Annotated in this window: 16 protein-coding genes; 6 read left to right on the plus strand and 10 right to left on the minus strand. The window is 70.3% G+C overall.

Annotated elements, in window-relative coordinates; translation table 11 throughout:
* Positions 1 to 225: 225 nt before the first annotated feature.
* Positions 226 to 1233, plus strand: a complete 1008-nt coding sequence (locus tag ACIQWG_RS25550; protein WP_404100364.1) for a serine hydrolase domain-containing protein — start codon at positions 226 to 228, stop codon at positions 1231 to 1233.
* A 276-nt stretch (positions 1234 to 1509) separates the two neighbouring features.
* Here the strand turns inward: ACIQWG_RS25550 and ACIQWG_RS25555 are convergent, their stop codons facing one another.
* Complete coding sequence (locus tag ACIQWG_RS25555) at positions 1510 to 3216, minus strand: glycerol-3-phosphate dehydrogenase/oxidase (RefSeq protein ID WP_404099907.1); 1707 nt, start codon at positions 3214 to 3216, stop codon at positions 1510 to 1512.
* Between the two features lie 263 nt (positions 3217 to 3479).
* Between ACIQWG_RS25555 and ACIQWG_RS25560 the strand changes: the two genes are divergently transcribed.
* Positions 3480 to 4688 (plus strand): nucleotide sugar dehydrogenase, encoded by a 1209-nt coding sequence (locus tag ACIQWG_RS25560; RefSeq protein WP_404099909.1) that lies wholly within the window; start codon positions 3480 to 3482, stop codon positions 4686 to 4688.
* Between the two features lie 541 nt (positions 4689 to 5229).
* Here the strand turns inward: ACIQWG_RS25560 and ACIQWG_RS25565 are convergent.
* The 4 genes from ACIQWG_RS25565 to ACIQWG_RS25580 all read right to left on the minus strand — a co-directional run bounded on the left by ACIQWG_RS25565 (position 5230) and on the right by ACIQWG_RS25580 (position 9651).
* On the minus strand, positions 5230 to 6354 hold the full coding sequence (locus tag ACIQWG_RS25565) for a GuaB3 family IMP dehydrogenase-related protein (protein ID WP_404099911.1): 1125 nt from the start codon (positions 6352 to 6354) through the stop codon (positions 5230 to 5232).
* Positions 6355 to 6459: 105 nt separating this feature from the next.
* Positions 6460 to 7965 (minus strand): IMP dehydrogenase, encoded by a 1506-nt coding sequence (guaB, locus tag ACIQWG_RS25570; protein ID WP_404099913.1) that lies wholly within the window; start codon positions 7963 to 7965, stop codon positions 6460 to 6462.
* Positions 7966 to 8118: 153 nt separating this feature from the next.
* Positions 8119 to 8706: a sigma-70 family RNA polymerase sigma factor gene (locus ACIQWG_RS25575; RefSeq protein WP_404099915.1), complete on the minus strand. Its 588-nt coding sequence runs from the start codon at positions 8704 to 8706 to the stop codon at positions 8119 to 8121.
* 333 nt (positions 8707 to 9039) lie between these two features.
* Positions 9040 to 9651 carry a response regulator transcription factor gene (locus ACIQWG_RS25580; RefSeq protein WP_003948568.1) on the minus strand — a complete coding sequence of 204 codons (612 nt, stop codon included), beginning with the start codon at positions 9649 to 9651 and terminating at the stop codon, positions 9040 to 9042.
* 381 nt (positions 9652 to 10032) lie between these two features.
* Between ACIQWG_RS25580 and ACIQWG_RS25585 the strand changes: the two genes are divergently transcribed.
* On the plus strand, positions 10033 to 10362 hold the full coding sequence (locus tag ACIQWG_RS25585) for a WhiB family transcriptional regulator (protein ID WP_404099917.1): 330 nt from the start codon (positions 10033 to 10035) through the stop codon (positions 10360 to 10362).
* Positions 10363 to 10420: 58 nt separating this feature from the next.
* Here ACIQWG_RS25585 and ACIQWG_RS25590 read toward each other — a convergent pair whose 3' ends face one another.
* Entirely contained in the window at positions 10421 to 11317 is an 897-nt protein-coding gene (locus tag ACIQWG_RS25590; protein ID WP_404099919.1) for a LysR family transcriptional regulator, read from the minus strand.
* A gap of 81 nt (positions 11318 to 11398) precedes the next feature.
* Here ACIQWG_RS25590 and ACIQWG_RS25595 point away from each other — a divergent pair, with 81 nt between their 5' ends.
* From ACIQWG_RS25595 to ACIQWG_RS25605, 3 genes are all read left to right on the plus strand, one after another.
* Complete coding sequence (locus tag ACIQWG_RS25595) at positions 11399 to 12067, plus strand: MOSC domain-containing protein (protein WP_404099921.1); 669 nt, start codon at positions 11399 to 11401, stop codon at positions 12065 to 12067.
* A 122-nt stretch (positions 12068 to 12189) separates the two neighbouring features.
* Positions 12190 to 12963 carry an SDR family NAD(P)-dependent oxidoreductase gene (locus ACIQWG_RS25600; protein WP_404099923.1) on the plus strand — a complete coding sequence of 258 codons (774 nt, stop codon included), beginning with the start codon at positions 12190 to 12192 and terminating at the stop codon, positions 12961 to 12963.
* An 81-nt stretch (positions 12964 to 13044) separates the two neighbouring features.
* Positions 13045 to 13737 carry an ester cyclase gene (locus ACIQWG_RS25605; protein ID WP_404099925.1) on the plus strand — a complete coding sequence of 231 codons (693 nt, stop codon included), beginning with the start codon at positions 13045 to 13047 and terminating at the stop codon, positions 13735 to 13737.
* Positions 13738 to 13815: 78 nt separating this feature from the next.
* On the opposite strand, the gene groL is transcribed toward ACIQWG_RS25605, so the two are convergent.
* From groL to ACIQWG_RS25625, 4 genes are all read right to left on the minus strand, one after another.
* Positions 13816 to 15441 (minus strand): chaperonin GroEL, encoded by a 1626-nt coding sequence (gene groL, locus ACIQWG_RS25610; protein WP_404099927.1) that lies wholly within the window; start codon positions 15439 to 15441, stop codon positions 13816 to 13818.
* Positions 15442 to 15559: 118 nt separating this feature from the next.
* On the minus strand, positions 15560 to 15868 hold the full coding sequence (groES, locus tag ACIQWG_RS25615) for a co-chaperone GroES (RefSeq protein WP_013001368.1): 309 nt from the start codon (positions 15866 to 15868) through the stop codon (positions 15560 to 15562).
* 342 nt (positions 15869 to 16210) lie between these two features.
* Positions 16211 to 17017 carry a polysaccharide deacetylase family protein gene (locus ACIQWG_RS25620; RefSeq protein WP_404099929.1) on the minus strand — a complete coding sequence of 269 codons (807 nt, stop codon included), beginning with the start codon at positions 17015 to 17017 and terminating at the stop codon, positions 16211 to 16213.
* Positions 17014 to 18030: a polysaccharide deacetylase family protein gene (locus ACIQWG_RS25625; RefSeq protein WP_404099931.1), complete on the minus strand. Its 1017-nt coding sequence runs from the start codon at positions 18028 to 18030 to the stop codon at positions 17014 to 17016. The genes ACIQWG_RS25620 and ACIQWG_RS25625 overlap by 4 nt, the downstream gene beginning before the upstream one ends.
* Between the last annotated feature and the right edge of the window lie 501 nt (positions 18031 to 18531).

Raw genomic sequence — 18531 nt, forward strand, 5'->3', positions numbered from 1 at the left:
GCGCCCAGGGTGCCCCTCGCGTCGCGATCCGGCCGCATGGCCCGAACCTGCCGGTCCCGATGGGCCGAAGACCCGATGAACCGCCTGTTCCGCGGCCCGGCATGATGGGCCGGGACGAGAGGAGGAACCGGCATGGCCCGACCGGCGACATCGCTGCTGCGGACCGCACCCGTCGTCCTGGTGCTCCTGACCCTCGTCGTCGTGCCCGCGCCGGCGCTCCTCGGCATGTCCCCCACCGTCTCCTCGGTCCTCACCTCCTCGTCGACGTCCGGGCCCCCGGCGACGGACGCCCTCCTCGCACGGCTCGTCACCCGGGGCAAGGCCCCCGCCGCGGCCCTGTTGGCCCAGCAGGACAGCGGCCTCCGCTACGTCCGCGCCGGCCACGGCATCGCCCGCACCGACCATTTCCGCGCGGGCAGCATGACGAAGACGTTCATCGCGACGGTCGTGCTGCAACTGGCCGCCGAGCGACGGCTGTCGCTGTCCGACACGGTGGAGCGGCACCTGCCGGGCCTGGTGCGCGGGGCGGGCAACGACGGGCGCGCGCTGACCCTTCGTTCCCTGCTGACCCACACCAGCGGCCTGTACGACTTCACCACCGCGACCGACGGCACCCTCCCGCTCACTCCGCTTCAGGCCGTCCGTGTGGCCCTCACCCACCCTCCTGCCGCCCCCGGCGCGTTCTCCTACTCCAACACCAACTACGTCCTGCTCGGCCTGGTGATCGAGCAGGTCACCGGCCGCTCGTACGCCGCCGAGGCCGAGCGGCGCGTCATCGCCCCGCTGCGTCTGACGGGCACCTCCTTCCCCGGCTCCCGCACCTCTCTTCCCGACCCGCACGGCCGCGCCTACGCCGCCGACGGGACCGATGTCACCAAACTCGATCCTCGGGTGGCCGGCGCCGCCGGCGAGCTGGTGACCACGCTCGCCGACCTCGACCGCTTCTACGGCGCGCTGCTCGGCGGCCGTCTGCTGCCCCCGCACTGGCTGCGCGAGATGCTCGACACCCGTGCCGCACACGGCTCGTACGGCATGGGGCTCTTCCCCGTGAAACTGCGCTGCGGCACCGTCGTCTGGGGGCACAACGGGCGCATCTCCGGCAGCTACGTGCGCTCCGCGGCCACCGTCGGCGGTCGTCGCGTCCTGACCTTCCGGGTGAACACGATGGCGATCGCAGATCCCGGTCTGGAACCCCGGCTGCTCGCCGCCGAGTTCTGCCCTCGCACCAGGTAGAACGGGCGAGGTGCGGGCAGAGATCCCGACCCCGCTCACCCATTCGGGTGACGTTCTCCCTGGTCGGGCCCATCGGTGACCATCGGGCTCATCGGTGACCATCGAGCCCACTGGCGGCCATCGAGCCCATCGGTGACCATCGGGCCCATCGGCGACCATCGAGCCCATCGGTGACCATCGGGCCCATCGGCGACCATCGAGCCCATCGGTGACCATCGGGCCCGTTGGTGACCACCACCTCCGGGCCCAGCTCCACCCAGCCGAGGCGCGGCGAAGCTACAGCGGCACGATGTCCGGCGCCCCCAACCGCGCCGCGTCCGCCGTCAGGTCGTCCGGCTGCCGCTGCGACTCCCGCTCGGCCTCCACCCGCTTCTGGTAGTGCTCGATCTCCCGCTCGATGTGGCCCTTGTCCCAGCCCAGCACCGGCGCCATCAGCTCGGCCGCCTCGCGCGCGCACCGCTGGCCCCGGTCGAACGTCTCGATGGAGATGCGGGTGCGCCGCGTCAACGCGTCGTCCAGATGGCGTGCGCCCTCGTGCGAGGCGGCGTACACGATCTCGGCGCGCAGATAGTCGTCGGCGGACTGAAGGGGCCGGCCCAGCGAGGGGTCCGCGGCGATGAGGTCGAGCAGCTCCTCCGCGAGTGCCCCGTACCGGTTCAACAGGTGCTCGACGCGGACCACGTGAATGCCGGTGCGCGCCGCGACCCGAGCCCGCGCGTTCCACAGCGCGCGGTAACCCTCCGCGCCCAGCAGCGGGATGTCCTCCGTCACGCACTCGGCGACCCGCATGTCGAGCCCGTGCACGGCCGCGTCCACGGCGTCCTTGGCCATCACCCGGTACGTCGTGTACTTGCCGCCGGCCACGACGACGAGTCCGGGCACGGGGTGCGCCACGGTGTGCTCGCGCGAGAGTTTGCTGGTGGCGTCCGACTCGCCGGCGAGCAGCGGCCGCAGGCCCGCGAACACGCCCTCCACGTCGTCCCGGCTGAGCGGCACCGCGAGCACCGAGTTCACGTGCTCCAGCACGTAGTCGATGTCCGCGCTGGACGCGGCCGGGTGGGCCTTGTCGAGGTCCCAGTCGGTGTCGGTGGTACCGACGATCCAGTGCCGGCCCCAGGGGATGACGAACAGGACGGACTTCTCGGTGCGCAGGATCAGCCCCGTCGTGGAGTGGATGCGGTCCTTGGGCACGACCAGGTGGATGCCCTTGGATGCGCGCACATGGAACTGACCGCGCTCGCCCACCATCGACTGGGTGTCGTCGGTCCACACACCGGTCGCGTTGACGATCTGCTTGGCGCGGATCTCGTACTCCCCGCCTCCCTCGACGTCCTGCACCCGGGCCCCCACGACCCGCTCGCCCTCGCGCAGGAACGAGGTCACCCGCGCGCGGTTGGCGACCCTCGCGCCGTAGGCCGCCGCCGTGCGCACGAGGGTGGCCACATAGCGCGCGTCGTCCATCTGCGCGTCGTAGTACTGGAGCGCGCCGACCAGCGCGTCCTTCCTCAGGGCGGGCGCGACGCGCAGAGCGTGACGTCGGGTCAGGTGCCGGTGCAGGGGCAGGCCCCGGCCATGGCCGCGGGCCATCGACATCGCGTCGTAGAGGGCGACGCCCGCACCGGCGTACAGGCGCTCCCAGCCCTTGTGCTGAAGCGGGTACAGGAACGGCACCGGCTTCACCAGATGCGGTGCGAGCCGCTCCAGCAGCAGCCCTCGTTCCTTGAGGGCTTCCCGCACGAGTACGAAGTCGAGCATCTCCAGATAGCGCAGACCGCCGTGGATGAGCTTGCTGGATCTGCTGGAGGTGCCCGACGCCCAGTCGCGGGCCTCGACGAGGCCGGTGGACAGGCCGCGCGTCACCGCGTCGAGTGCGGTGCCCGCGCCCACGATGCCGCCGCCCACGACCAGTATGTCCAGCTCGCGCTCGGCCATGGCCGCCAGTGACTCGGCGCGCTCCTCCGGCCCCAGTGTCGCTGTCCTCACCGCTGCCTCCCGCTCATCGGTCGCGTAGGCCGCACCCGTCGGGCGAAGCCCGCTTCGTACCCCCCATGCCCAAGATTCTGACCGGGTTGCCGGACTTCAGCCACCACGCGCCCTCAGCCTGTGGACAACACTCCCGGAAACGCGATCATTCAATGCAGCAAATCGGTCATATTTACTCCTAGTCTGACATTGCGCTCCCTCGTCCTGTCCACAGGGGTTGCGCACCTGCCCCGCTTCGGTTATTGGGAAGGACGGCCCACGCCATGCCCGCAGATCTCGCCGTCATCGGACTCGGCCCGTACGGCCTGCCCCTGGCCAAGGCCGCCGTCGCCGCCGGCATCCCCACTCTCGGCTACCGCACCGGGCCCGAGGCCGGCTCGCTCAGTCCCGCCGAACTGCGCCGGATGCTCTCGGGGGGCTTCCGGCACGCCACCAACCCCGCCGAGCTCGGCCGCGTACGCACCGCCGTGATCTGCCCGCCCACCCCGCGTGGCGCGGACGGCGGGCTGGACCTGAGCCAGCTGGAGACGGCCGCCCGCACCCTGGCCGCGCGCATGCGCCCGCACACCACCGTGATCCTGGAGTCGCCCGTCCCCCCGGGCACCACCGAGAACGTCCTGCGTCCCCTCCTCGAAGAGGGCTCGGGTCTGCGCGCCGGCCGCGACTTCCACCTGGCCTACTCGCCCAGCCGGGTCGATCCCGGCAACCGCGACTTCACGCCCGCCAACACCCCCAAGGTGATCGGCGGCCTCACGCCCGCGTGCACCGAGTCCGCGGCCGCCTTCTACGGCCGCCTCACCGACAAGGTCGTACGCGCGCGTGGCCCGCGCGAGGCGGAGACCGTGCAGGTGCTGGAGACCAACTTCCGGCACGTCAACATCGCCCTCGTCAACGAAATGGCCGTCCTCTGCCACGACTTGGGCGTCGACCTGTGGGACGTCATCCGCTGCGCGGAGACCAAGCCGTTCGGCTTCCAGGCCTTCCGCCCCGGCCCCGGCGTCGGCGGCCACGCCGTCCCGCAGGACCTCACCGGCCCCGCCGGCCGCACCCTGCGCATGGTCGAACTGGCCGAGCAGGTCAACAGCCAGATGCCCCGCTACGTCGTCCAGCGCGCCGCCACCCTGCTCAACGAGCACGGCAAGTCCGTACGCGCGGCCCGCATCCTCCTGCTCGGCGTCACCTACAAGCCCGACCTCGCCGACCAGCAGTCCACCCCCGCCCAGGAGGTCGCGACCCGCCTGCTGGAGCTGGGCGCCTGCATCAGCTACCACGACCCCTACGTCGCGTCCTGGAGCATCCTGGACCGGCCGGTACCCCGCGCTGACGCACTGTACGAGGCTGTCGCGGAGGCGGATCTGACGATTCTGCTTCAGCAGCATCGGACGTATGACTTGCAGGGGCTCTCGGTTAAGGCGCAGCTCTTGCTGGATACGCGGGGGGCGGCGCCTACGGGGGCGGCGCATCGATTGTGATGGGGGGCGCGTGGGGTGCGTGAGCCTCAGAGGTCGGTGGCGTAGGGCACTCTGCGCCGATACCGTATGGAGCAGGTGGAGCCCACCGCAGGGGCTACTGCGACGGGCTCCGAACGGATTACGGGTGTCCGCCCCTAGCTCACATGGGGGCGGCCGCTCACCGTCCGTAGTACCACAAGATGCACCTCCTCCGGAATTTCACCAGCCGAAGCCAAGTGCGATCCCAGCGGGTGGGCTTGCGGTGACGACCCATTGGGCGCCCCCTTCCATGACGCCGCCCAGTAACCCGGTGAACGGTTCATTGGATTTCGGGCCGGGCCCCGAGGGCGGGGTCCGGACCATGTCCTTGGAAGGGGGCGCCCGAGAGCCGGGTCGCCGATCACCGACACTACCGCCCCCCTTCACCCGTTCAGCCCGCATTCGCCCCAAACGCAACCACGCGCCCCCTCCCCCACAACACGCCCCCGCCAAGCCCCACTTGGGCACACAAAAGGGCCGGTCACCCCACTCGGGAGCAACCGGCCCTGAGCCGACGTAACGGCTACCGCATGTGCTGCGAGTCCGCCACCGTCACCTCGACCCGCTGGAACTCCTTCAGCTCGCTGTACCCGGTCGTGGCCATCGCCCGCCGCAGCGCACCGAAGAAGTTCATCGAGCCGTCCGGAGTGTGCGACGGGCCCGTCAGCACCTCCTCGATGGTGCCGACCGTGCCCAGGCGGACCTTCTTGCCGCGCGGCAGCTCCTCGTTCACGGCCTCCATGCCCCAGTGGTTGCCCCTGCCCGGCGCATCCGTGGCACGGGCCAGCGGGGAGCCCATCATGACCGCGTCCGCGCCGCAGGCGATGGCCTTGGGCAGGTCGCCGGACCAGCCGACGCCGCCGTCCGCGATCACGTGCACGTACCGGCCGCCGGACTCGTCCATGTAGTCCCGGCGGGCCGCCGCCACGTCCGCGACCGCGGTGGCCATCGGGACGCGGATGCCGAGCACGTTGCGTGTGGTGTGCGCGGCGCCGCCACCGAAGCCGACCAGGACGCCCGCCGCACCGGTGCGCATCAGGTGCAGGGCCGCGGTGTACGTCGCGCAGCCGCCGACGATCACCGGGACGTCGAGCTCGTAGATGAACTGCTTCAGGTTCAGCGGCTCGTGCGAACCGGAGACGTGCTCCGCCGAGACCGTGGTGCCGCGGATGACGAAGATGTCCACGCCCGCGTCGACGACCGCCTTGGAGAACTGGGCCGTGCGCTGCGGGGAGAGCGCGGCAGCCGTGACCACGCCGGAGTCGCGCACCTCCTTGATGCGCTGCCCGATCAGCTCCTCCTTGATGGGAGCGGCGTAGATCTCCTGGAGGCGGCGCGTGGCGGCCTCCGTGGGCAGCTCGGCGATCTCGTCGAGCAGCGGCTGCGGGTCCTCGTAGCGGGTCCAGAGTCCTTCCAGGTTCAGGACACCCAGGCCGCCGAGCTCGCCGATGCGGATCGCGGTGGCCGGGGAGACGACCGAGTCCATGGGGGCGGCCAGGAAGGGCAGCTCGAAGCGGTAGGCGTCGATCTGCCAGGCGATCGAGACCTCCTTCGGGTCCCGCGTACGGCGGCTGGGGACGACGGCGATGTCGTCGAAGGCGTACGCCCGGCGGCCGCGCTTGCCGCGCCCGATCTCGATCTCAGTCACGTCTGTGGCCTTTCCCTGATGCGTTCAGCGTCTTCCAGTATCGCCGACGGGTACGGCAAGGGCGGCCCCGGAGGTTCCGGGGCCGCCCGTGAAGCTGCCTGGTGACTACTTGCTACGGCTGTAGTTCGGCGCCTCGACCGTCATCTGGATGTCGTGCGGGTGGGACTCCTTGAGACCGGCGGAGGTGATCCGCACGAAGCGGCCCTTGGTCTCCATCTCCCCGATGGTGGCGGCGCCGACATAGCCCATGGTCTGACGCAGACCGCCGACGAGCTGGTGCAGCACGTTGGCCAGCGGGCCGCGGTAGGGCACCTGGCCCTCGATGCCCTCGGGCACGAGCTTGTCGTCGGAGGCGACCTCGGCCTGGAAGTAGCGGTCCTTCGAGTACGACCGCCCCTGGCCGCGGGACTGCATGGCGCCCAGCGAGCCCATGCCGCGGTACGACTTGAACTGCTTGCCGTTGATGAACTGGAGCTCGCCCGGGGACTCCTCGCAGCCGGCGAGGAGGCTGCCCAGCATCACGGTGTCGGCGCCGGCGGCGAGCGCCTTGCCGATGTCGCCGGAGTACTGGAGGCCGCCGTCGCCGATCAGCGGGACACCGGCCGGACGGGCCGCGAGGGACGCCTCGTAGATCGCGGTGACCTGCGGGACGCCGATGCCGGCGACGACCCGGGTGGTGCAGATCGAGCCGGGGCCCACGCCCACCTTGATGCCGTCGACACCGGCGTCGATCAGCGCCTGGGCACCGTCACGCGTGGCGACGTTGCCGCCGATCACGTCGACGCCGACGCTGGACTTGATCTTCGACATCCAGCTGAGGGCGTTGCTGTTGTGGCCGTGCGAGGTGTCGACGACCAGGAAGTCCACACCGGCCTCGGCGAGCGCCTGGGCCCGCTCCAGGGCCTCGGGGCTCGCGCCGACGGCGGCGCCGACGATCAGCCGGCCCTCCGCGTCCTTGGCGGCGTTGGGGTACTGCTCGGCCTTGACGAAGTCCTTGACCGTGATGAGGCCCTTGAGGACGCCCGCCTCGTCGACCAGGGGAAGCTTCTCGATCTTGTGGCGGCGCAGCAGCTCCATGGCCTCGACGCCGGAGATCCCGACGTGCCCGGTGACCAGCGGCATCGGGGTCATGACCTCGCGCACCCGGCGGGAACGGTCGCTCTCGAAGGCCATGTCGCGGTTGGTGACGATGCCGAGCAGCTTCTTGTCGCCGTCGGTGACCGGCACACCGCTGATGCGGAACTTGGCGCACAGCGCGTCGGCCTCGGCCAGCGTGGCGTCCGGGTTCACCGTGATCGGGTCGGTGACCATGCCGGACTCGGAGCGCTTGACCAGGTCGACCTGGTTGACCTGGTCCTCGACCGAGAGGTTGCGGTGCAGCACGCCGACGCCGCCCTGACGGGCCATGGCGATCGCCATGCGGGACTCGGTGACCTTGTCCATCGCCGCCGAGAGCAGGGGAATGTTCACCCGGACGTTGCGCGAGATGCGGGACGAGGTGTCGACCGCGTTGGGGAGCACCTCGGATGCGCCCGGCAGCAGCAGCACGTCGTCGTAGGTCAGCCCGAGCGTCGCGAATTTCTCGGGCACTCCGTCGACGTTGGCAGTCATGACACCTTCCCCAAATGGCCTTGATCGGTGCGGATGTCCATGCTAACGGGAAGCATGGGGCGCAAATTCCACGGTTACGGCCGACCCTCGGCTTCGTATGTTCGTACGGAACCGGAGTGAGGCATGTTCATCCGGGGGCGCATCAAGGGAGCGCTACTGCTCGGCCAGTGCGCGCAGCCTGCTCAGCGCCCTGTGCTGGGCCACCCTCACCGCTCCGGGTGACATTCCCAACATCTGTCCCGTCTCCTCGGCAGTCAAGCCCACGGCGATCCTCAGCAGCAGCAGCTCGCGCTGGTTCTCGGGCAGGTTGGCCAGGAGCTTCTTGGCCCACTCGGCGTCGCTGCTGAGCAGCGCGCGCTCCTCCGGGCCGAGGGAGTCGTCGGGGCGCTCGGGCATCTCGTCCGAAGGGACCACCGTGGAACCCGGGTGTCGCATCGCCGCCCGCTGGAGGTCGGCGACCTTGTGCGCGGCGATGGCGAAGACGAACGCCTCGAAGGGGCGGCCGGTGTCCTTGTAGCGGGGCAGGGCGAGGAGGACGGCCACACAGACCTCCTGCGCGAGGTCCTCGACGAAGTGCCGGGCGTCGCCCGGGAGGCGGGACAGCCTGGTGCGGCAGTAGCGCAGCGCCAGCGGGTGGACATGCGCGAGCAGATCGTGCGTGGCCTGCTCGTCCCCGTCCACGGCGCGATGGACGAGTGCACCGATCGCCCCTGCGGCGTTCGCCGCCTCGTCGTCGCGCATCGGTCCATGGTGCCTTGCGGCCGTTGGGTCCGTGGCATCGCGCCCGTTGTTGTGCACCGAAGCGTTATGAGCAGGTGCGCCGGAACTCATCCCTTGCGCCCTCCCCTTCCGCTCGACCGACTCGTCCCCGAGAGACTCCACATCTCAAGGATGCGGCATCCGCGGCGAAACGAGCATCGGGCTCCGACAGGACCGGTTGACCGACCCCGCAGCCGCGCCCCCGAAGGGGCGCGGGACTGCAACGATCTGCGGCCGGCGCCGCGTGTGCATGACCAGCCGGCGGGACGAACCAGCGGCCGCCGGACGCCACGACGCGGCACTCCGATGGAGCGACTAGCGCACCAGACCCCAGCGGAAGCCGAGCGCGACCGCGTGCGCCCGGTCCGACGCACCGAGCTTCTTGAACAGCCGCCGGGCGTGCGTCTTGACGGTGTCCTCGGAGAGAAAGAGCTCACGGCCGATCTCGGCGTTGGAGCGGCCGTGACTCATGCCCTCCAGCACCTGGATCTCACGCGCGGTGAGCGTCGGGGCGGCACCCATCTCGGCGGAACGCAGCCGGCGCGGGGCGAGCCGCCAGGTGGGGTCGGCCAGCGCCTGGGTCACCGTGGCGCGCAGCTCGGCGCGCGAGGCGTCCTTGTGCAGATAGCCGCGGGCACCGGCGGCGACCGCGAGGGCCACGCCGTCCAGGTCCTCGGCGACGGTGAGCATGATGATGCGCGCACCGGGGTCGGCGGACAGCAGCCGCCGGACGGTCTCGACGCCGCCCAGGCCGGGCATGCGTACGTCCATAAGGATCAGGTCCGAGCGGTCGGCGCCCCAGCGGCGGAGGACTTCCTCGCCGTTGGCCGCCGTCGTCACACGCTCGACGCCGGGCACGGTCGCGACCGCGCGGCGGAGCGCCTCTCGGGCAAGCGGGGAGTCGTCGCAGACGAGGACGGATGTCATGGCCGCCCTCCGCAGCTGATGCACGTCACCTTGAGCCTCCAGGCTGGTACGAAATCGTCACCTGTGCGGTCGACCGTCTCGGACGCCTGCCCGAGCGCTTGTTGTTTCAACCGCCTCCGCCCTCTCAACGACGGTCACTCGAAAGAGTTACGGGGGCATGCGCTGTCTTCGGCACTCTACGTGAGGGGACGGACACGGGGCAGACATGCACGGCGGACCCTCAATGTTTCATCACAACCCATGCCCCATTCAGCCCTTTTTCTTCCCGTTTCTTGGCGTTTGGAGCTAGATTCGCAATGAGTCATATTTTCATCTCCTTAGATCGTAGATGTACGGTCGTAGACACCGTATCCGCCCAGAACGGCTACAAGGGGTCACGCAATGGCAGATTTCTCCCGCCTTCCCGGACCGAACGCGGACCTGTGGGACTGGCAGCTGCTGGCTGCTTGTCGCGGGGTGGACAGTTCGCTGTTCTTTCATCCGGAGGGCGAGCGCGGTGCGGCTCGGAGCGCTCGAGAGAACTCGGCCAAGGAGGTCTGCATGAGGTGCCCGGTTCGCGCGCAGTGCGCGGCGCACGCGCTGGCGGTACGCGAACCGTACGGCGTGTGGGGCGGCTTGACCGAGGACGAGCGCGAGGAGCTCATGGGGCGGGCGCGCAACCGGCTGGTGTCGGCATCGACAGCCAGCGGCGAGGCCGGTCCGAACACCTGAAGGAACGTTTCTGCACATCAGGGCACGCGCGCGCGTGCCCTTCCTTCTGGGCCGGTGGCTAGCGGGCGGCGGCTCGCGCCAGTTGTTCCAGCGTCGCCGCGACAGCGGGCACCTGCGCCAGGTCGGGCAGGGTGAGCGCGACGATCTCCCGGCGGACGGCCGGTTCCAGGGTCAGCATGCGCGCCCCTCGCGGCCGTACGGACTCGACGGCCAGCTGGGGCAGGACGGCCACGCCGAGGCCGGCGCCCACCAGACCCACGACGGCCGGGTAGTCGTCGGTGGCGAAGTCGATGCGGGGCGTGAAGCCGGCGCTCTCGCACACCTCGACCAGCTGTCCCCGGCAGCGCGGGCATCCGGCGATCCAGGGCTCGGCCGCGAGTTCCCCGATGGCGACCGACCCGGCGCGGGCGAGCCGATGCCGTTCCGGTACGAGGCCGATGAGACGGTCCGTCAGCAGGGGACGTACGACGAGGTCGTCCCACTCCCCTTCCTGCGCCGCCCCTTCGTAGCGGAACGCGAGCGCCACATCGCAGTCCCCCTCGCGCAGCAGCTCGACCGACCTCGGCGGCTCGGCCTCCTCCAGGGAGACACGGGTGCCGGGGTGTGCGGCGCGCAGGGCGGCGAGGGCGGTCGGGACGAGGGTGGAGCTGCCGCTGGGGAAGGAGACGAGCCGGACGCGGCCGGCCCGCAGTCCGGCGATGGCGGCGACCTCCTCCTCGGCGGCGGTGAGCCCGGCCAGGATCCCGGACGCGTGCCGCACCAGCGCCTCGCCGGCCTGGGTCAGCCGCATCTCGCGCCCGGTGCGGACCAGCAGGGGCGTGCCGACGGATGCCTCCAGCGCCTTCATCTGCTGGCTGACGGCGGGCTGGGTGCAGCCCAGTTCGCGCCCCGCCGCGGAGAAGGAGCCACTGGCGGCGACGGCGCGCAGCACACGGAGATGACGAGCCTCGATCACGCCATCGAGCATAAGGGAACCTTGGACAAAGCGCCGGATAATGCGTGGACGCTTTGACCACCGGTCGCCTACCGTGCCGTCATGAAGCTTCTGTCAGTGAACCTGGGGCACCGCAAGTCCGCGCCCTACACCGACCACCCCGAGGGTGTGACCGGGATAGACAAGCAGCCGTTCGACGGACCGGTGCGGGTGGCGGCACCCGGGCCCAAGGGGACCGGGGGAAGCGGTGTGGCCGGGGACACGGTGTGCAGCCTGCGCCATCACGGCGGCGATGACCAGGCCGTGTACGCGGTGGCGCGTGAGGACCTGGACGCATGGGAGCGCGAGCTGGGGCGGCCGCTGACGAACGGCGGCTTCGGCGAGAACCTGACGACCTCGGGCCTCGACGTGTCCGGCGCGCTGATCGGCGAGCGCTGGCGGATCGGGGGTGTGGTGGTGCTGGAGGTCACGTCCGGTCGCATTCCCTGTCGTACGTTCCAGGGCCATGTGGGTGAGAAGCAGTGGGTGAAGCGGTTCACGGCGAAGGCCGCGCCGGGCGCCTACCTGCGCGTCATTGAGCCGGGCGAGATCCGGGCGGGTGACGCGGTGGAGATCGTTCACCGGCCGGACCACGACGTGACGGTCGCGCTTCAGTTCCGGGCGGTCACGACGGAGCGGGCGCTGCTGCCACGGCTGTTGGCGGCCGGGGCCGCGCTGCATCCGGAGTCGCTGGAGGCGGCCCACAAGTACGCAGCCCAGCACGGGTCCTGACGGCACGTCACCCGTCGGTGTCCGATGACCGCTCACGGCACCGGTCTTCGCGGGCGCTTCACCGATCGGGAGGCCGTGTGCAGCAAACGGATGCACACAGTCCAGGTCACTAACCTTGCGCCATGACAACGGCATTGATTACGGGTTCGACCGCGGGTATCGGCGCCGCCTTCGCGCGGCGGCTGGCCGCCGACGGGCACGATCTCGTCCTGGTCGCCCGGGACACCAAGCGGCTGCGCGAACAGGCGACCGAACTGCACGACCGGCATGGCATCGAGGCCGAGGTGCTCACCGCCGACCTCGCCGAGGACACCGGCATCGAGTCCGTCGCCGCCCGCCTCGGCGACCGCCGGAACCCCGTCGACCTGCTGATCAACAACGCCGGCTTCGGCAACAAGGGCCGTTACCTCGACGTCTCCATGGCCGACGAGCTCAAGATGCTCAAGGTGCACTGCGAGGCCGTACTGCGCCTGACGTCCGCCGCGGCGGAGGCGATGCGCGAGCGCGGGCGGGGCGGCGTCGTGAACGTCGCGTCCGTGGCGGCCTTCGTACCGCGCGGGACGTACGGCGCCTCCAAGGCGTGGGTCGTGCAGTTCACGCAGGGGGCGGCCCGGGATCTGGCCGGGAGCGGGGTGCGGTTGATGGTGCTGTGCCCCGGGTTCGTGCGCACCGAGTTCCATGAGCGGGCCGGGATGGGGACGGACAACATCCCGGGGTGGATGTGGCTGGACGCGGACAAACTGGTGGCCGCGGCGCTCGGCGATCTGGCGCGGGGCAAGTCGGTGTCGATCCCGGATCCCCGGTACAAGGTGCTGCTGGGGGCGGCGAAGTTGGTGCCCCGGGGGATGCTCGGCGGGATCACGTCCAAGACGGGACGGAAGTACGGGCCGCAGTAGGACGCTTCGACAGGCAGGGCCTCCCGTCCGCGAGGAGAATGGTGCTGTCCCCACCCAGGGCACCCGGGAGGCGACGGCGTCATGACCTTCGTACAGCTCATCGGCTGTAGAACGAGCCGGTTCGACGAGATGAACCGGCTGATGGACAGGTGGGTCGAGCAGACCAAGGGGAAGCGGACGGCGACGCACGACATCATCGGGATGGACCGGTCCGACCCGGCGCACTTCGTCGAGATCGTGGAGTTCGCCTCGTACGAGGAGGCGATGCGCAATTCGAGTCTTCCCGAGACCGACCGGATCTTCCAGGAGATGGTCGCGCTCTGCGACGAGACGCCGACGTTCACCGATCTCGACGTCGTGCGGGACGAGCAGCTGAACATGCTCGCCGCGCGGGCCTTCTTCGAGCAGATGGGGATGATGGCGCCGGAGCGGATCGGCGACCATCTCACCGAGGACTACGTGGATCACGATCCGTCGTATCCGCAGCCGGTGCAGGGCGTCGAAGGGCTGCGGGAGCAGTACACGGACTGGCGGGCCGCCTTCGACTTCACGTTCCGGATCGACGACCAGCTGGCTCAGGGCGAGCAGGTGTGCACACGGTGGACATGGGCCGCGCGGCACACGGGAGACTTCCTCGGGATTCCGGCGACCGGACAGGCGGTCACCATGCGGGGCATGACCTGGCAGCGGTTCCGGGGCGGACGGATCTGCGAGGGCCACTGGCTCTACGACCGGGCGGGACTGCTTGAGCAGCTGGGGGTACTCGGTCGGTGAAGCCCGCGAAGGGGAAGGCCCCGGTCCCGCACACAGGTGCGGGACCGGGGCCTTCTACGAGCGTCCGAGCGACTGGGCTCAGTGGGCGTGCCCGTGGCCGTGGCCACCGGCCGCCGGCTCCTCCTCTTCCTTCTTCTCGACGACCAGGGTCTCGGTCGTCAGAAGCAGGGAGGCGATGGAGGCGGCGTTCTCCAGGGCGGAGCGGGTGACCTTGACCGGGTCGATGACGCCGGCCTTGACCAGGTCGCCGTACTCGCCGGTCGCGGCGTTGAAGCCCTGGCCCTTGTCGAGCTCGGCGACCTTGGAGGTGATGACGTAGCCCTCGAGGCCGGCGTTCTCGGCGATCCAGCGCAGCGGCTCGACGGCGGCCTTGCGGACGACCGCGACACCGGTGGCCTCGTCGCCGGTCTTGTCGAGGTTGCCCTCGAGGACCTTCACGGCGTGGACCAGAGCGGAGCCACCACCGGAGACGATGCCCTCCTCGACCGCGGCGCGGGTCGCGGAGATGGCGTCCTCCAGACGGTGCTTCTTCTCCTTCAGCTCCACCTCGGTGGCGGCGCCGACCTTGATCACGCACACGCCGCCGGCCAGCTTCGCGAGGCGCTCCTGGAGCTTCTCGCGGTCCCAGTCGGAGTCGGTGTTCTCGATCTCGGCCTTGATCTGGGCGACGCGGCCGTGGACGTCCTCGGACTTGCCGGCGCCGTCGACGATCGTGGTGTCGTCCTTGGTGACGGTGATCCGGCGAGCGGAACCGAGCACCTCCAGGCCGACCTGGTCGAGCTTGAGGCCGACCTCCTCGGAGATGACCGTGGCGCCGGTGAGGGTCGCCATGTCCTGGAGCATCGCCTTGCGGCGGTCACCGAAGCCGGGGGCCTTGACGGCGACCGCGTTGAAGGTGCCGCGGATCTTGTTCACGACCAGGGTCGACAGGGCCTCGCCGTCGACGTCCTCGGCGATGATCAGCAGCGGCTTGGAGGCACCGGCCTGGATGACCTTCTCCAGCAGCGGCAGCAGGTCCGCGATGGAGGAGATCTTGCCCTGGTTGATGAGGATGTAGGGGTCCTCCAGGACCGCCTCCATGCGCTCCTGGTCCGTCACGAAGTACGGCGACAGGTAGCCCTTGTCGAAGGCCATGCCCTCGGTGAAGTCCAGCTCCAGACCGAAGGTGTTGGACTCCTCGACGGTGATGACACCGTCCTTGCCGACCTTGTCCATCGCCTCGGCGATGAGCTCGCCGACCTGGGTGTCCTGGGCGGACAGACCGGCGACGGCGGCGATGTCGGACTTCTCGTCGATCGGGCGGGCGGTCGCGAGGAGCTCCTCGGAGACCGCGGCCACGGCCGCGTCGATGCCCTTCTTCAGCAGCGCCGGGGAAGCACCCGCGGCGACGTTCTTGAGGCCCTCGCGCACCAGCGCCTGGGCCAGCACGGTGGCGGTGGTCGTACCGTCACCCGCGATGTCGTTGGTCTTGGTCGCCACCTCCTTCACCAGCTGGGCACCGAGGTTCTCGTACGGGTCCTCGACCTCGACCTCACGGGCGATCGTGACACCGTCGTTGGTGATGGTGGGCGCGCCGAACTTCTTGTCGATGACGACGTTGCGGCCCTTGGGGCCGATCGTCACCTTGACCGTGTCGGCCAGCTTGTTGACGCCGCGCTCGAGGGCGCGACGGGCGTCCTCGTCGAACTTCAGGATCTTCGCCATGACAGCGGGAGCCCTCTCGAAATCTGTGGGTTAAAAAGACACTGCGCCCCGGGCGCCCGGCTTCTTATGTGGTCGCGGGGGCCAGGGGCGCAGCTGGAAGCAAAATGCTTGAGGTGTCTTACTTCTCGATGACCGCGAGCACGTCGCGGGACGAGAGGACGAGGTACTCCTCGCCGTTGTACTTCACCTCGGTGCCGCCGTACTTGCTGTACAGCACGATGTCGCCGACCTTCACGTCGAGCGGAAGGCGCTCGCCGTTCTCGAAGCGACCCGGGCCCACGGCCAGGATGACGCCCTCCTGGGGCTTCTCCTTGGCGGTGTCCGGGATGACCAGGCCAGAGGCGGTGGTCTGCTCGGCGTCGAGCGGCTGGACCACAATGCGGTCCTCGAGCGGCTTGATGGCAACCTTGGAGCTGGTGGTCGTCACGATCCGACCTCCCCCTTCGGAGATCTCACGGGGTTAACTGTCTGAGGTGGCGACCAGGTGGATCCGTCGTCGCGGGTGCCGGACCTGCCCGTCGCGTAGTTGGCACTCTCCAGTGGGGAGTGCCAGACCCGAGACTATGACCGTGATTAGCACTCGGTCAAGCGGACTGCTAATTCGCTGCGCCGGCTGTGCCGCGAACGGGTGACCGGTGCTTCCGGTGACCGGTGTTGCCGTGGCCGCACTGGGGCCCTGCCGCCCCCAGACCCCCGCCCTCGGCCTGAACGGCCTCGTCCTCAAACGCCGGACGGGCTGAGATTGCCTGGGCCGGCACGGAAAGTTCCGTCAGATGTAGTCCTCCAAGCGGCCCACCGTCAGTCCTCGCTCCTGGATCTCCCGCAGCAGCCTCGTCGTGCGTTCCCTCAGACTCAGCCCCGCCGGCTCACCCGATGGGATGGACACGATGTCGCCGGGGAGCAGCCGGGCGGCGCCCTTCGCGTACGTCAGTTCGCCGTCGCCCTCCACCGCGGCCCGCCACAGCACGACCGCCGTCACACCGCAGTCGGCCGCCGCGCGGAGCGTGGTGTCGTCGTACGTGCCGTAGGGCGGGCGGAAGAGGCGGGGGCGGATGCCGAAGCGGGACCCGAGCTTGTTCTGCTGGCCGCAGATCTCCGCGCGCTGGCCGGCGTACGGCAGTCCGCGCAGGGCGGCGTGGTCGAGGGTGTGGTTCTGGATCGACGCGCCGACCGAGCGCAGGCGCGCGAAGTGGCCGTAGCCCGGGCCGACCACGCTGTCCGTGAGGAACATGCTGACGGGCAGCCGCAGTTCCCGGACCAGGTCGATGAACCGGGGGTCCTTCTCGGCGCCGTCGTCGTAGGTGAGGAAGACGACCTGGTGACGGGTGGGGACGCGCTGCACGACGGGCAGCGGGTCGCCGCCCGACCGCACCTGTCTGCGGGCGGGCGGGGCCGGGGGTGCGGGCAGCGGGGCGGTCAGGCCCCAGTGGCGGTACGGCTGTGCCGTGCGCGTCGGGTTCTTGGCCGACCGTGCCGTTTGCTCGCGCGGGTCGGCCGAACCGGTCGCACAGCCGGCGAGGAGGGCGTACGCCAGGAGCGCCGCCGCGAGTGCCCGCGCCCCCGGCGCCGACCTCACAGGTAGTCCTCCAGCCGGGCCACCGCGTACCCCTCGGCCGTCACCTTGTTCAGGAACCGGCGGATCATGTCGGGCATTGTGCCCTTCCAGTCCTCCCGGCCCCGGAAGTGACTGAGCACGATGTCACCCGGTCGGATCTTCCGGTCCCACTCGCGGTACTCCCAGTGGTCGACGAAGACCTCCTCGTTCCACAGCGGGACGTACTCGATGCCGCAGGACTTGGCGGCCCGCAGGCTGTCCCGGTCGTAGTTGCCGTAGGGCGGGCGGAAGAGCAGTGGGCGCTTGCCGTAGCGCTCCTCGATGACCTCCTGCATGCCGCAGATCTCGTGCTGCTGGCGGCGGTAGGAGAGGGCCGGGAGGTAGGGGTGGTGGAGGGTGTGGTTGTTCAGGACGACGCCGTCGCGCTGCATCCGCCTGAAGTAGCCGTAGTCCTCCTTGATCAGGTAGTTGCTGAGGAAGGCGGTGTACGGCACCTGGAGGTCGTTCATCATCCGCAGGAACGTCGGGTCCTTCTCGGCACCGTCGTCGATGGTGAGGAAGACGACCCGCTGCTTGGTCGGGACGGTCGTGAAGACGGGCGGGAGACCGAGTTCGTCGTGGCCGTCGACCTCGAAGCCGTCGCGGGTGGTGATCTCGGGCTTATTCACGGGGGGCGGCGGCGCCGTGAGCGGCACGCTGTCCAGACGCCACCGCCGGGCGGCCGCGATCCGGGCGGTCCGGGCCTCCTGCGCCGACTGGGCCTTCTTGGCCTGCGGGTCCGGAGTGGTCGCCGGGGGCGGTGCCTTGAGCGGCGGCCGGCTCGCGGTGGGCCCCGCGGCCTGTGACCCACCACCGGCCCCGGTGCCGCTCCCGGTTCCCACTCCACCGGGCTGCGCACAGCCGGAGACGACCACGCCGGCGGCCAGCACCGCGAGGACGCCGTGGAGGCGGGCGCGGCGGGTCGTCCACCGACGGCGCGCCTTGCCGGATGCCCCATATCGGATGCTTTTGTCATTTTGTACTACTAGTCGCATGGAGCCGGATCTTGGCAGGCTCCCACCCCGAACCGACGCCGACACCGCCGTGGGCGGGGGACCATCCACCGAGTGGCCGATAGGGGGGTGGGGTGGGTAGGGCGCGGGGTGGTCTGAGGGGGCGAGGAGCGTGCGGGGTACGCGGCCAGGGCTGTGGGTGACTGGGCGGGGCTCGGTGTCGTCCGAAGTCGGCGGGCGCACTCCGCCTGGCCTGGCGAACTCGCGGTTCATCGCGCGGGCGAACGGGCGCGGGCCGCACCCCGCTTGGCCCGAGACAAGCGGCCGCGCGGCGTGGCCCCCGGGGGGAACGGGCCGTACGCCACTCGGCCCGGAGCCGGCGAGCAGCAGCCCCCGCTTGACCTGAGACGAGTGACCGCGCGGCGCGCCCCACGCGGTAGCAGGCGCGACGCCCACGTGGCCCGAAGCCGACGAACGGCACCCCGCCCGACCCGACACCAACGCCCACCTCCCCGCCCAGCCCAGCCCAAGACCACCAGCACC

The sequence above is a fragment of the Streptomyces sp. NPDC098781 genome (genome assembly GCF_044759995.1).
In the GTDB taxonomy this organism is placed as follows: domain Bacteria; phylum Actinomycetota; class Actinomycetes; order Streptomycetales; family Streptomycetaceae; genus Streptomyces.

Excerpts from the sequence above, each read along its gene's own strand:
- ACIQWG_RS25550 (WP_404100364.1), top strand. The coding sequence starts at position 226 with ATGTCCCCCACCGTCTCCTCGGTCCTCACCTCCTCGTCGACGTCCGGG.
- ACIQWG_RS25560 (WP_404099909.1), top strand. The coding sequence starts at position 3,480 with ATGCCCGCAGATCTCGCCGTCATCGGACTCGGCCCGTACGGCCTGCCC.
- guaB (WP_404099913.1), bottom strand. The coding sequence starts at position 7,965 with ATGACTGCCAACGTCGACGGAGTGCCCGAGAAATTCGCGACGCTCGGG.
- ACIQWG_RS25575 (WP_404099915.1), bottom strand. The coding sequence starts at position 8,706 with ATGCGCGACGACGAGGCGGCGAACGCCGCAGGGGCGATCGGTGCACTC.
- ACIQWG_RS25580 (WP_003948568.1), bottom strand. The coding sequence starts at position 9,651 with ATGACATCCGTCCTCGTCTGCGACGACTCCCCGCTTGCCCGAGAGGCG.
- ACIQWG_RS25585 (WP_404099917.1), top strand. The coding sequence starts at position 10,033 with ATGGCAGATTTCTCCCGCCTTCCCGGACCGAACGCGGACCTGTGGGAC.
- ACIQWG_RS25595 (WP_404099921.1), top strand. The coding sequence starts at position 11,399 with ATGAAGCTTCTGTCAGTGAACCTGGGGCACCGCAAGTCCGCGCCCTAC.
- ACIQWG_RS25600 (WP_404099923.1), top strand. The coding sequence starts at position 12,190 with ATGACAACGGCATTGATTACGGGTTCGACCGCGGGTATCGGCGCCGCC.
- ACIQWG_RS25605 (WP_404099925.1), top strand. The coding sequence starts at position 13,045 with ATGACCTTCGTACAGCTCATCGGCTGTAGAACGAGCCGGTTCGACGAG.
- groL (WP_404099927.1), bottom strand. The coding sequence starts at position 15,441 with ATGGCGAAGATCCTGAAGTTCGACGAGGACGCCCGTCGCGCCCTCGAG.
- ACIQWG_RS25625 (WP_404099931.1), bottom strand. The coding sequence starts at position 18,030 with ATGCGACTAGTAGTACAAAATGACAAAAGCATCCGATATGGGGCATCC.